Here is a 14,198-nt window from a genome sequence, read left to right on the forward strand (position 1 = left end):
GTGGTTTTGGACTATTTCCAATAGTTTTTGGACTATTAGACATTTTTTGGAAACCCCAACCATTAAAAAAGCCAGCACTCCGCAAAGAGAACTGGCCCAAATGTTATTTTTGCAATGTTGCTTTAATAAAATCACGGAATAGCGGCTGCGGACGGTTTGGTCTTGAAACAAATTCCGGATGGAACTGAGACGCAACAAACCATGGATGGTCTTTAAGCTCAACGATTTCCACAAGACGGCCATCTGGGCTAGTCCCAGAGAACACAAATCCAGCTTCTTCCATTTCTTGACGGTAATGATTGTTAAACTCATAACGGTGACGGTGACGCTCATAAATCACTTCATCCACATAAGCTTCGAACGCTTTGGTACCTTCAATTAGACGGCATGGGTAAAGACCCAGTCTTAATGTTCCGCCTAAATCCTCAACATCCTTTTGCTCTGGAAGTAAGTCAATGATCGGGTGCTTGGTTTCCGGTACAAATTCAGCAGAATGAGCATCCTGATAACCAAGAACGTGGCGTGCATATTCAATCGTTGCCAGCTGCATTCCTAAGCAAATGCCAAGGAAAGGCTTCTTCGTTTCACGGGCATAACGAGTTGCTTGAATCTTCCCTTCGATTCCGCGGTCACCAAAGCCTCCAGGAACAAGAATTCCATCCACATCATGCAGAAGTTCTGCGACATTATCTGAAGTAACATGTTCCGCATTAATCCACTTAATTTCCACATCAGCGTCAAACGCATAACCTGCATGCTTCATCGCTTCAACAACAGAAATATAAGCGTCTTGAAGCTCAACATATTTCCCTACAAGACCAATGCGTGTTTTGCCGGAAAGATTAAGAACCTTATCCACTAACGCTTTCCATTCGGTCATTTCTGGTTCTGGTGTCGTTAGCTTCAAGTGATCACAAACAATTTGATCCATGTGCTGCTCTTGAAGAGCAAGTGGAATCGAATAAAGCGTATCCGCATCCTGACATTCTATGACCGCTTTCGCATCGATATCACAGAACAAAGCAATTTTATCCTTCATATCCTGTGAAACCGGCATTTCAGTACGAACAACGATGATATTTGGCTGAATACCAAGGCTGCGAAGTTCTTTAACACTGTGCTGCGTTGGTTTGGTTTTCATTTCACCAGCGGCTTTAATGTAAGGAATTAAGGTACAGTGAATGTACATCACATTTGAGCTGCCAATATCACTCTTAATTTGACGAATCGCTTCTAAGAATGGCAATGACTCGATATCCCCTACTGTTCCGCCGATTTCAGTGATGACCACATCGGCATTCGTTTCGTTGCCGGCACGGAAGACGCGTTCCTTAATTTCATTGGTAATGTGCGGGATAACCTGAACGGTTCCACCTAGGTAATCGCCACGGCGTTCCTTGCGTAAAACAGTAGAATAGATTTTTCCAGTGGTCACGTTAGAGTACTTGTTTAAGTTAATATCGATAAAGCGTTCATAGTGCCCTAAGTCTAAGTCCGTTTCAGCGCCATCATCGGTAACAAATACTTCACCGTGCTGATAGGGACTCATGGTTCCTGGGTCCACGTTAATGTATGGGTCAAACTTTTGAATCGTAACGTTCAATCCTCGATTTTTCAACAAACGGCCTAAAGAGGCTGCGGTAATCCCTTTTCCTAACGATGAAACTACACCGCCAGTTACAAAAATATACTTCGTCATAAAATAATCCTCCTCTAATTCAGTTTGTGCAATATTCTTGTTGTTTAAGGCTTCTTTTATAAAAATTTTTTATTCCTAAAGAAGTCTCGGGCTTCTGCCCGAAAGAGCTATGTATCATTTGACTGAAAAAATAAAAAAGCACTCCGTTTACACAAGGTAAGGGAGCGCTTTATAAGCTATATATGATCCGTTCCTGTTTAAAGGAGCCCAAAAAAGATTCTACAAGTGCAGCGTTAAAAAGTCAAGCCTATAATAGGTCGTCTTCATCCTCTACATCATCTTCTTCAAGATCCTCGTCAAGGTCTTCTTCTTCATCAAGCTCAAATTCATCATCGTCTTCGATGACATCTTCATCGTCGTCTAAATCATCGACATCGTCAAGGTCATCCAAAAGATCATCGTCGTCGTCATCGAGTAGGTCATCTTCATCGGCAAAGTCATCAAGCTCTTCGTAATCTTCATCCACATCATCAAAGTCTTCAAGCTCGTCTTCATCGACAACCTTTTTCGCCTTTTTCTTCTTAGGTTTAATAACGGTAACGACTTCTTCTTCTTGTGTATCAACTGGATACCAGACGCGAAGTCCCCAGCGGTTGTCACCTAATGAAAGAAAACGACCGTCGATATTTATGTCTGTATAGAATTGTGCAATTCTTGATTTGATTTGTGCCTCTGTAATTTCTGTAGCTGCCGCAATTTCTTTGATTAAATCATGGAAGGAAATTGGCTGTTTGCTTCCTTTTAGAAATTCATACGCCATCTCAATGAGGGATAACTCTTTTAATTGCTCTTTTGAGAAACCTTGTAAACTCAATATCGGCACTTCCTTTCTCTATTTAACACTCACTATTACATGAGTGATAACGGGCAAAAATTTTAGCACCTCAGTGCTAGTATTTTGACATATTCTTCATTATAAACAATATTCTCCCGTTTATGCTAGTTCTATCTATTGTTTTATTTGATATTTTCCCTCTTTGGCGGGGTATCATCAGGTTTATTCTCTTTTTTCAGCATTTTCAACTCTTTTATAGCCGAATAAAGGAAGATAATAGCCAGCACTAGAAAAGAAATTGCCCCTAACTGATGTTGATAGAGATAGTATAACGGCCAGGCTAAAATTATTAATAGTAAAATCATATTTTTTATCTTCATCTGTCAACACCCGCCTCGGGAACCATTGATGTATGCCCATCTATTATATAAGAAAGAGAGCCAATATTAGTACCAGTTTAAAAATTATTTTTAATGGTGATTAGAGTTGGTAAGTATAACATAAAAAACAATGGCTTATTATTCGATAAGCCATTGCCAAATATTTACATATTCCTCCTATACTGCCCGCCTACTTCGTAGAGTGCTTTTGTTATTTGTCCGAGGCTGGCTACTTTTACGGTTTCCATTAATTGTGCAAAGATATTTTCGTTGTTGACTGCTGCTGCTTTCAACTTTTCTAATGCTTTTCCGGTTTCTGCTTTATTGCTTTGTTGGAAGGCGCGTAAATTGGTTATTTGCAATTCCTTTTCCTCATAAGACGCTCTTGCCAGCTCCATGCTGTCGATGTCTTCCGCAGAAGGTGGATTCGGATTTAAATAGGTATTCACTCCGATTATTGGCAGCTCGCCTGTATGCTTTTTCATTTCATAGTACATGGATTCATCTTGAATTTTTCCGCGTTGATACTGGGTCTCCATTGAACCAAGAACACCGCCGCGGTCATTTAAGCGTTCAAATTCTTGAAGAACCGCTTCCTCTACAAGGTCCGTCAGTTCCTCCACAATAAAAGAACCTTGAAGCGGATTTTCATTTTTCGCTAACCCATGTTCTTTTGTGATAATCATCTGAATCGCCATCGCACGGCGGACCGATTCTTCTGTCGGTGTCGTAATCGCTTCGTCATAAGCATTGGTATGAAGCGAATTACAGTTATCCTGAAGGGCCATCAATGCCTGCAAAGTGGTGCGAATATCATTAAAGTCAATTTCCTGTGCGTGCAGCGAGCGGCCAGAGGTTTGAACATGATACTTCAGCTTTTGGCTGCGTTCACTCGCACCGTATTTATCACGCATTACACTTGCCCAAATTCGGCGGGCCACCCGGCCAATTACCGTATATTCAGGATCCAAGCCATTAGAGAAGAAGAACGATAAGTTTGGTGCAAAGTCATCGATGTTCATCCCGCGGCTTAAATAATACTCCACATACGTAAAGCCGTTCGATAGTGTAAATGCCAGCTGCGAAATCGGATTCGCACCCGCCTCTGCAATATGATAACCAGAAATCGAAACAGAATAATAGTTACGCACCTGTTTCTCAATGAAATACTGTTGAATATCGCCCATCATTCGTAAGGCAAACTCTGTTGAAAAAATACACGTATTTTGACCTTGGTCTTCTTTTAGAATATCCGCTTGCACGGTACCGCGAACAGACTTTAGCGTATACGCCTTCACCTGTGCAAATTCCTCAACCGTTAACACACGCCCAAGCTCTGCTTCTTTTTTCTTCACTTGCTGGTCAATCGCTGTGTTCATGAACATTGCTAAAATAATTGGAGCAGGACCATTAATCGTCATCGACACCGATGTAGATGGGTGACAAAGGTCAAATCCGTCATAAAGCTTTTTCATATCATCTAGTGTACACACATTGACTCCGCTTTCGCCAATCTTCCCAAAAATGTCTGGACGGTGATCTGGATCCTCGCCATACAATGTGACCGAGTCAAATGCAGTACTTAAGCGTTTTGCATCATCATCCTTGGATAAATAGTGGAAACGGCGATTCGTTCTCTCCGGTGTTCCTTCGCCAGCAAATTGGCGTTTCGGATCTTCCCCTTCTCGTTTGAACGGAAACACTCCAGCTGTAAACGGATATGAACCTGGTACATTCTCGCGATACACCCAGCGGAGAATTTCACCATAATCTTTATATCTTGGTAAAACCACCTTTGGAATGTCAATGCCGGAAAGGCTTTTTGTTTTTAAAATGGTAATGATTTCTTTGTCACGAATTCTCGTTACAAATTTATCCGCCTGGTAAGCAGCCTTTGTTTTCTCCCAGCCATTCAGTATTTTTTTCGACTCTGGCGTTAATTTCTCTTCCGTTGCCAGCTTAATGGCTTCTAAGGAAATAAGAACTTCCGCATTCGCCTCTGTCTCCTTTACCGCTGCAATCGCCCCTTCAAGTTGGAATAATTTCCGGGCAATATTTGCCTGCTCTTCGGCTTTTTGATGATAGCGGCGGACTGTCTCCGATATTTCCCGGAGATAATAACGGCGGTCGGTTGGAATAATCACATTTTGCTTTTCTACTAACGCAGATTTATTAAAAGAAGTAATCCAATCTGTGCCCATCTTTTCATTTATTTTTTCAACTAATGCTGCAAATAAAGCATTGGTGCCAAGATCATTAAATTGGCTGGCAATCGTACCGTATACCGGCATTTCGCTTGTGTCTTTTTCAAACAGCATATGGCTGCGCTGGTATTGCTTTTGCACCTGACGCAGGGCATCCTCAGAGCCCTTGCGCTCAAATTTATTAATGACAATTAAGTCAGCAAAGTCAATCATATCAATCTTTTCTAGCTGTGTAGGTGCCCCGAATTCACTGGTCATCACGTAAAGGGAAACATCACAAATCTCAGTAATTTCTGCATCACCCTGACCGATTCCGCTCGTTTCAACAATGACAAGGTCAAAGCCAGCCGCCTTTACAACCGATACAGCATCTTTAATGGCAAGCGAGAGCTCCGTTTTGGAAGAACGGGTTGCCAGGCTGCGCATATAAACATTTGGATTGAAAATAGCATTCATCCGAATTCGGTCGCCTAAAAGAGCGCCGCCTGTTTTTTGCTTCGTCGGGTCAACAGATAGAATCGCCACTTTTTTATCAGGAAGTTCATTGATAAAACGGCGAATCAATTCATCGGTTAGTGAACTTTTACCAGCACCGCCCGTACCAGTGATACCGACAACAGGAATCTCTTTCGTTAGCGATTTTACTTTTTCAAGCAGACTTTCCGCAGCAGCTGCCGCTTCCCGGTTGCTATCCACATGAAGCTCAGCTAGGGTTATTAGTTTCGAAATTGCATTCACATCACCCGTTGGCAGCTTTTCAATATGTTCCGAATGATCAGCACTAACCGTTGGGAAGTCACACTCCTCCAGCATACGGTTAATCATTCCTTGAAGCCCTAGTTTCCGGCCATCCTCAGGCGAGAAAATCCAGGCAATCCCATAATCATGCAGTTCCTTAATCTCACGCGGGATAATAACACCGCCTCCGCCGCCATAAATGCGAATGTTCGGCGCCCCTTTTTCCTTCAGCAAATCGTACATATACTTAAAGTATTCCACATGACCGCCTTGATAAGAAGAAATCGCAATCCCCTGTGCGTCCTCATGAATCGCCGCATTGACAACCTCTTCGACCGAACGATTATGCCCAAGATGGATGACCTCTGCTCCGCTCGCTTGCAGAATTCTCCGCATAATGTTAATCGAAGCGTCATGCCCATCAAACAAACTCGACGCCGTTACAAAACGAATATGGTGCTTCGGTTGATAAACTTCCGTTTTACTCATATGTCTCCCCCTTTGTTTTTATAAGATTTATTTCGTTATTGTCCCTTTTTTCTGGGCCTGACTAAGCCCGTTGATTCCCGAAAATAAATACTCCGTTTGCAATTCAATATATTCTTCTAATGTAAATAATTTTTGCAAAGTCCAGCGGCGGAAGCTCCACATTTGTCCTTCGACAATAATCGTGTGCGAAAGAATTTTTAACTGATTTTCAGTTAAGTTCAATTCCCCATTTTCCACACACAGTGTGATGAGTTTTTCAAACATCGCCGCCATCTCAATTTCCTTTTTCAACACATACGGAAGGGCATCCTTGGTAAGCGACTTCGCCTCTTGATACATGACCAAGATTTCCTCCTGCATTTCATCAATAACGCGAAAATAATTGGCAATCCCATGCTTTAGGCTTTCCAGTGTGCCCTGCTTATCTTCAAGGTCCTCTTGAAGCCGCTCGCTCACATGGTCATATATGCTATCACAAACGAGGTAAAGGACGTCTTCCTTCGAACGAATATATTCATATAACGTCCCAATGCTAAAGCCTGCAGCCTTCGCAATTTCCCTTGTCGTCGTCCGGTGAAACCCTTTTTCTTTAAAAAGTGAAACGGCCCCTTTGATCATCTGATCCCGTCTTCTTTGTACAAGACGTTCATCTTTCACTGAAGCTTGCACTTCACGCTTTTTCATCCCTTTTTACCGCCTTTATTCATTAAATGGTTACTTAGTTATCATCCTAGAAATAACAAGGCGCTGAATTTCTTGTGTTCCTTCATAGATTTGCGTGATTTTTGCATCGCGCATATATCTCTCTACTGGATAATCCTTTGTATAACCGTATCCTCCAAACACCTGAACAGCCTCCGTTGTTACCTTCATCGCCGTATCGCCAGCGAATAGTTTAGACATTGCCGATTCCTTGCCGTACGGCAGGCCTTGCGACTCAAGCCATGCAGCTTGATAGGTTAATAGTCTTGCTGCTTCAATGTTTGTCGCCATATCCGCAAGCTTGAAGCCGATTCCTTGGTTGGCCGCAATTGGCTTGCCAAACTGCTGGCGCTCTTTTGCATAATCCACCGCAGCGTCAAGTGCACCCTGCGCAATTCCAACTGCCTGCGCTGCAATGCCGTTACGGCCGCCATCAAGCGTCATCATCGCAATTTTAAAGCCATCACCTTCTTCACCAAGTACGTTGGTGACAGGCACCCGGCATTCTTCAAAAATAATTTCCGTTGTTGGTGAAGAACGAATCCCGAGTTTCTTTTCCTTTTTACCAACCGAGAAGCCTGGGAAGTCACTTTCTACGATGAATGCAGTCGTTCCTTTTTGTTTGCTAGATGGATCTGTTAACGCGAAAACCACGTAGATATCCGCTATTCCGCCATTGGTGATGAAAATTTTTGAACCATTAAGGACGTAATGATCACCTTCACGTCTTGCTGTCGTTCTCATCCCGCCAGCATCCGAACCGCTTCCTGGCTCCGTTAAGCCGTAGGCTCCGATTTTTTTACCTTCTGCCATTGGACGAAGATATTGTTGCTTTTGCTCCTCGGAACCGAATTTATAGATTGGCCAGCCCGCTAATGAAGTGTGTGCCGATAACGTTACACCCGTTGATGCGCAAACTCTTGATAGCTCTTCCACCGCAATACAGTACGCAAGGTAATCGCTTCCAATTCCGCCGTACTCCTCTGGCCACGGAATTCCTGTTAAGCCAAGCTCCGCCATTTTGTCAAAAATTTCACGATCAAACCGCTCCTCTTCGTCACGTTCAGCTGCTGTTGGCGCAACCTCATTTCTAGCAAAATCTCGAACCATTTTTCGAATCATTTCATGTTCTTCAGATAAGCGAAAGTTCATTTTATACGTCCTCCTCAAGGTAAGTTTCCTTTTTACCGCACCGTTGTTTCGAAAAAACCATACAGTTTTTACAAAAAACCATACAGCTTCTACAATTAACCGTACACCTTCTACAATTAGCCTTGATATCTACACAATTCTGGCAGTTATCTACACAAATCTCACAGATATCTACACATTTTCGCAGGATATCTACAAATTAAAGATATTTACTAATCACAATCCGTTGAATCTCGCTGGTTCCCTCGTAAATCTCGGTCACTTTAGCATCACGGAAATATCGCTCCACGGGGTAGTCCTCTGTATAGCCATAACCGCCAAACACTTGAATCGCCTCAATAGCCGTTTCCATAGCCGTTTTCGACGCAAATAACTTGGCAATCGAAGCTTCCAACCCGCACTTTATACCCTGTGCCCGTAAATCCGCTGCCCGATAGAGTAATAGTCTTGCAGCTTCCACATTTGTCGCCATATCCGCCAATTTGAAACCAATTCCCTGCTGAGCCGCAATCGGCTTGCCAAACTGTTGACGTTCTTTTGCGTATCCTACTACTGCTTCTAATGCTGCTTCCGCAATCCCAAGTGCTTGAGCCGCTATGCCGATTCGCCCAACATCCAGGTTCGCCATCGCAATTTTAAAGCCTTCGCCTTCCTCACCCAAAAGGTTTTCAGCTGGTACAATCATGTTTTCAAAGGTAAGCTGTACCGTACGAGAGCCATGAAGTCCCATTTTATGTTCATCCTTGCCGATTACAAGGCCTGGTGAGTTTTTTTCCACAATAAACGCGGAGATTCCGTTGCTGCCCAATTCAGGATTGGTTGATGCAAATACGATATAAACATCCGCTTCCCCGCCGTTGGTGATAAACATTTTCGAGCCGTTGATGACATAATGGTCATCCTTTTTTACCGCCCGGGATTTCATGTTTTTTGCATCCGAACCTGAGCCTGCCTCCGTTAAGCAAAACGCCGCCAAATACTCACCTGATGCCAGTTTCGGTAAAAACCTTTTCTTTTGCTCCTCCGAACCGAAATATAAGATTGGGTTCGTTCCGACGGACGTATGAACAGAGAGAATCACGCCCACTGTCGCACTTACTCGTGAAATCTCGTTGATGGCGATGATGTAAGAGACAAAGTCCATCTCGGCACCGCCGTATTTTTCCGGAACCGGAATTCCCATCAGGCCAAGTTCACCCATTTTCCGGAGTATCTCCCGAGGAAATTCGCCCTTCTCCATCCGCTCTATAAACGGTGCAATTTCGTTTTCGGCAAAATCGCGCACCATTTTCCGCATCATTTCTTGCTCTTCTGAAAATCTTAGATTCATAGTTTCATCTCCAGACTATTCGTATGTGTAGAAGCCTCGACCTGATTTTTTGCCAAGCCAGCCAGCTTTAACATACTTACGCAGCAGCGGGCATGGACGGTATTTTGTATCACCAAAGCCTTCATGTAGGGTTTCCATTATATAAAGACACGTATCGAGCCCGATAAAATCAGCCAGCGTCAACGGACCCATCGGGTGGTTCATCCCAAGCTTCATGACATCGTCAATCGCTTCCTTCGTCGCCACACCTTCATACAGCGTATAAATCGCTTCATTGATCATCGGCATCAGAATTCGATTCGCCACAAATCCAGGGAAATCATTTACCTCAACAGGTACTTTACTCAATGTCTTTGTCATATCTTCAATCACTTGGTAAACTTCATCTGCCGTTGCCAAGCCACGAATGATTTCCACGAGCTTCATTACAGGCACCGGGTTCATAAAGTGCATCCCGATTACTTTTTCCGGACGTTTCGTGGCAGCCGCAATTTCTGTAATCGGCAATGATGACGTATTGCTTGCTAAAATCGCATGTGCCGGGGCAATCTCATCCAACTGCGCGAAGATTTTTGTTTTGATTTCCATATTTTCAACCGCAGCCTCAATAACGAGGTCGACACCACGGGCATCCTGCAGGTCAGAAGAAGGTGTAATTTTGTTTAAAACTTCCTGTTTTTGCTCCTCTGTCATTCGTCCTTTATCCACATGACGAGATAAATTTTTGCCGATGACACCCAAACCGCGCTCCACAAAATCTGGCTTTAAATCGTTAAGATACACCGTGTAGCCAGCCTGTGCACAAACCTGAGCAATTCCAGAGCCCATTTGACCGGCTCCAATAACCATAATTTTTTCAACCTTCATTATTTCCCCTCCAATTTGGGCTTGAAATGCATTCAAGCCCCTTTTTTTAGTTAGTTATTTTGACATATTTGTGTTTTGAACTTTTTTCAGTGTATTTTGGACCATTTATATGCCTTTTTGTACTTTTTTCTTGTGGTTATGGACTTTTTCCAAACCCTTTTGGATGATTAGACAATATATGGAAACCAGAAACCCCTTAAACTCTAGGAACCTCAATCATAACCGCATCGCCCTGTCCACCGCCGCTGCAAATCGCGGCAATCCCAATTCCGCCACCCCTGCGCTTTAACTCGTGCATTAAGGTGATAATAATACGGGCACCGCTCGCGCCGATTGGATGACCAAGGGCGACCGCACCGCCATTGACATTGAGCTTTTCCGGGTCAAGGCCGGCAATTTTTCCGCTCGCTAAAGCAACAGCAGCAAAGGCTTCATTGATTTCAAATAGGTCGATGTCTTCTACGTTTTTACCGGTCTTTTTCAATAAGTTATTGATGACGACTCCTGGTGTTTGTGGAAAATCCTTTGCTTCAAGGGCAATCGCTGCGTGTCCTAAGATAATTGCTTCCGGCTTTCTGCCTTCACGTAACGCTCTTTCTTCACTCATCAGAACGAGGGCTGCTGCACCGTCATTGATTCCAGGCGCATTCCCTGCCGTGATGGTTCCATCCGAATTAAAAACAGGTGCTAATTTAGAAAGTCTTTCGATTGAGGTGTCTTTTCGTGGTGATTCATCATGCTCGACGACAACCGGTGCACCTTTACGCTGCGGTACGGTGACAGGCACGATTTCTTCTGCAAAAATACCGCCTTCTATTGCGGCAATCGCTCTTTGGTGACTTCTATATGCCCACTCATCTTGGGCTTCTCGGCTGATTTCCATTTCTTTTGCAGTAGAATTCCCGTATGTTCCCATATGAACGCCAGTGAAACTGCAGCTTAAGCCGTCATGAATCATTAAGTCCTTTACGGACGAATCGCCCATTTTTAGTCCCCAGCGAGCTTTTGGTAAAATATAGGGTGCATTGCTCATCGATTCCATGCCGCCTGCTACAATCAAATCTTCGTCGCCCGCACGGATAATTTGATCCCCTAACGTAACACTGCGCATACCGGATGCACATACTTTATTGATGGTTTCTGTTTTTACTTCCCAAGGAAGTCCAGCCTCTCTTGCTGCTTGGCGTGAAGGAATTTGCCCCTGGCCGCCTTGTAAAACCGTACCTAAAATAACCTCCTGCACATCTTCACCCTTAACCTCTGCTCGTGCAACCGCCTCTTTCACGGCTATTCCTCCGAGCTGTGCCGCAGTTAAGCTGCTAAGTGCTCCGCCAAATTTTCCAAATGGTGTTCTAACTCCACTTAAAATAACTGTTCTTCCCATCCAAAACACTCCCTTTTTATCGCTTTAAATCATTACCGACTGAACGCTCGCTCGATATAGCAGCAAAAAAAATCCCCAACATTTGAAAGCGTTTTCCTACCCACTATCTATTTTACATAAAAAAAGACAAAAGTTGAAATATTTTACGCAAAATTCTTAAGATTTCATGAATTAAGGTAATACTTAAATCAACTTCTGCCTCTTACTCTAATACTGGCTGGTTCCGCGAATCTGCTTTGCTATGCTACTTCCCCACAGACTGCTTTTTCTAAAAGCTCTGCCACATCATAGGTTGCAATCTTTTCTTCTACTTCTTTTGCCTTGGTTCCATCTGATAACATCGTTAAGCAGTACGGACATCCGGAACTGATGATGGAAGGATTGACTGCAATCGCTTGCTCGGTTCTAGCCACGTTAATGCGGTGTCCGGTTTCTTCCTCCATCCACATCAAGCCGCCGCCTGCCCCACAGCACATTCCCGTTTCTCTGTTTCTTTCCATTTCCACAAGCTGTACACCAGGGATTGATTTCAAAATCTCCCTTGGTGGATCGTAGACATCATTGTAACGGCCTAGATAACAAGAATCATGGAAGGTTATTTTTTCATTGACTGCATGTTTCGGTACAAGTTTTCCGTCACGAACGAGCTCATAAAGAATTTCTGTATGGTGATAAACCTCTGCCTCTAAACCGAAGTCAGGGTATTCATTTTTGAAAATATTGTAGGCATGCGGGTCAATCGTAACAATCTTCTTAACCTCAGCCTTTTCGAATTCCTCGATATTTTTCGTCGCAAGCTCTTGAAACAAGAACTCATTGCCGAGTCGGCGCGGTGTATCACCAGAGTTTTTCTCTTTGTTGCCAAGAATCGCGAACTTCACACCAGCTTCATTCATAAGCTTAGCAAACGATAAGGCAATCTTTTGGCTGCGGTTATCGTAGGATCCCATCGAACCAACCCAGAATAAGTACTCGAATTCTTCGCCTTTTTTGTTCATTTCTTTTATCGTTGGGATTTCAACATCCTCGCGAACTTCACGCCATGTTTCGCGCTCTTTTCTGTTTAAGCCCCACGGATTGCCTTGTCGTTCAATGTTCGTCATCGCGCGCTGAGCATCTGCGTCAAGCTTTCCTTCTGTTAAAACAAGATAACGGCGAAGGTCGATAATCTTATCCACATGCTCGTTCATTACTGGACATTGGTCCTCACAGTTTCGGCAGGTGGTACAAGCCCAGATTTCCTCTTCGGTAATCACGTCGCCAATTAAGCTTGGATTATAAGCAAGTGTGGCGGCTGTTTCTTGGGCACCTTGGCCGCTTGCTGCAAGTGCGATTTGGTTACCGGTTGTGTTGCCAAACGCGAAGGTCGGCACCCAAGGCTGTTTAGATGTAACGGCCGCACCATGATTCGTGAGATGATCACGCATTTTTACAATTAAATCCATTGGTGACAGCATTTTTCCCGTACCTGTTGCTGGACACATATTGGTACAGCGTCCACATTCCACGCAGGCATAAAAATCGATCATTTGATGCTGCGTAAAGTCCTCAATTTTTCCAACACCGAAGGATTCTTGTGACTCGTCCTCAAAATCGACCTTCTTCAACTTACCTGGTTTTTCTAAACGGTTAAAATATACGTTTGCCGGTCCGGCAATTAAATGTGCGTGCTTGGATTGTGGAACATACACTAAGAACGTTAATAAGAACAATAAGTGCAGCCACCATGCCGCATAAAAAATGACAATTGAAGCGGTTTCACCAATTCCTGAAAAAATAAGCGCAATTAACGATGCAATTGGCTCTGTCCAAGTGGCTTCATGACCGTGCCATATAATGCCCATACCGTTTCCTACTAGAACGGACAGCATTAAACCACCGATAAAAATTAGTACAAGACCTGATTTAAAATTTCGTTTCAAGCGGACAAGTTTTTCAACATATCGTCGGTAAAATGCCCAAATGACTGCAACGAGAATCACTAATGTTACGATTTCTTGGAAAAAGGTAAATCCAGCATAAAGCGGTCCGAGTGGTAAATGAGAACCCGGAACTAGTCCCTTCCAAATAAAATCAATCGCACCAAATTGGACAAGAAGAAAACCATAAAAGAACATGACGTGCATGATTCCACTTTTTTTATCTTTTAATAGCTTCTTTTGACCAAAAACATTAACCCAGATTTTTTGCATTCGTTCTTTGACATTGTTGTCAAACTCGACTTTTTTCCCCAGCTTAATGAATTCAATCCTCGTTTTCACTACGTAAACGAATAGACTGATCGCGTAAGCGGTTACAGCCAGGAATGCAATGAGGTTTACCCATAAAAGCCCATTCATTCAATACGCCCCCTTGTTTTCTATTGGTTCACTCTTACTAGAAAATTTTAAAACAACCCAATTTTCTGAATACTATTAACACCATTATATAATGAATGAGCATTCAGTCAAATGGTTTTCTGAAAATTTATTTGCCTTT

The 14,198-nt window shown here is 43.3% G+C and carries 10 protein-coding genes; all 10 read right to left on the reverse strand.

The features are described from left to right. Positions 1 to 103 precede the first annotated feature (103 nt). The 10 genes from QNH48_RS29655 to QNH48_RS29700 all read right to left on the reverse strand — a co-directional run bounded on the left by QNH48_RS29655 (position 104) and on the right by QNH48_RS29700 (position 14,059). On the reverse strand, positions 104 to 1,699 hold the full coding sequence (locus QNH48_RS29655; protein ID WP_283953194.1) for a CTP synthase: 1,596 nt from the start codon (positions 1,697 to 1,699) through the stop codon (positions 104 to 106). Positions 1,700 to 1,946: 247 nt separating this feature from the next. Next, positions 1,947 to 2,513 (reverse strand): DNA-directed RNA polymerase subunit delta, encoded by a 567-nt coding sequence (gene rpoE / locus QNH48_RS29660; RefSeq protein ID WP_283953195.1) that lies wholly within the window; start codon positions 2,511 to 2,513, stop codon positions 1,947 to 1,949. A gap of 143 nt (positions 2,514 to 2,656) precedes the next feature. Further along, positions 2,657 to 2,854, reverse strand: a complete 198-nt coding sequence (locus QNH48_RS29665) for a hypothetical protein (RefSeq protein WP_133369758.1) — start codon at positions 2,852 to 2,854, stop codon at positions 2,657 to 2,659. Between the two features lie 164 nt (positions 2,855 to 3,018). Then, complete coding sequence (icmF, locus tag QNH48_RS29670) at positions 3,019 to 6,285, reverse strand: fused isobutyryl-CoA mutase/GTPase IcmF (RefSeq protein ID WP_283953196.1); 3,267 nt, start codon at positions 6,283 to 6,285, stop codon at positions 3,019 to 3,021. A 27-nt stretch (positions 6,286 to 6,312) separates the two neighbouring features. After that, positions 6,313 to 6,969: a TetR/AcrR family transcriptional regulator gene (locus tag QNH48_RS29675; RefSeq protein ID WP_283953197.1), complete on the reverse strand. Its 657-nt coding sequence runs from the start codon at positions 6,967 to 6,969 to the stop codon at positions 6,313 to 6,315. A gap of 30 nt (positions 6,970 to 6,999) precedes the next feature. Beyond that, complete coding sequence (locus QNH48_RS29680) at positions 7,000 to 8,139, reverse strand: acyl-CoA dehydrogenase (RefSeq protein ID WP_283953198.1); 1,140 nt, start codon at positions 8,137 to 8,139, stop codon at positions 7,000 to 7,002. 199 nt (positions 8,140 to 8,338) lie between these two features. Further along, positions 8,339 to 9,469, reverse strand: coding sequence for an acyl-CoA dehydrogenase (locus QNH48_RS29685; protein ID WP_283953199.1), 1,131 nt, complete (start codon positions 9,467 to 9,469; stop codon positions 8,339 to 8,341). Between the two features lie 15 nt (positions 9,470 to 9,484). Continuing rightward, positions 9,485 to 10,336, reverse strand: a complete 852-nt coding sequence (locus tag QNH48_RS29690) for a 3-hydroxybutyryl-CoA dehydrogenase (protein WP_283955916.1) — start codon at positions 10,334 to 10,336, stop codon at positions 9,485 to 9,487. Between the two features lie 196 nt (positions 10,337 to 10,532). Beyond that, entirely contained in the window at positions 10,533 to 11,720 is a 1,188-nt protein-coding gene (locus QNH48_RS29695) for an acetyl-CoA C-acetyltransferase (RefSeq protein ID WP_283953200.1), read from the reverse strand. Between the two features lie 239 nt (positions 11,721 to 11,959). Continuing rightward, the gene (locus QNH48_RS29700; protein WP_283953201.1) at positions 11,960 to 14,059 is read right to left on the reverse strand and encodes a (Fe-S)-binding protein; all 2,100 of its coding nucleotides are present in this window, start codon (positions 14,057 to 14,059) and stop codon (positions 11,960 to 11,962) included. Positions 14,060 to 14,198 lie beyond the last annotated feature (139 nt).

Source organism: Neobacillus sp. YX16 (genome assembly GCF_030123505.1).
In the GTDB taxonomy this organism is placed as follows: domain Bacteria; phylum Bacillota; class Bacilli; order Bacillales; family Cytobacillaceae; genus Neobacillus.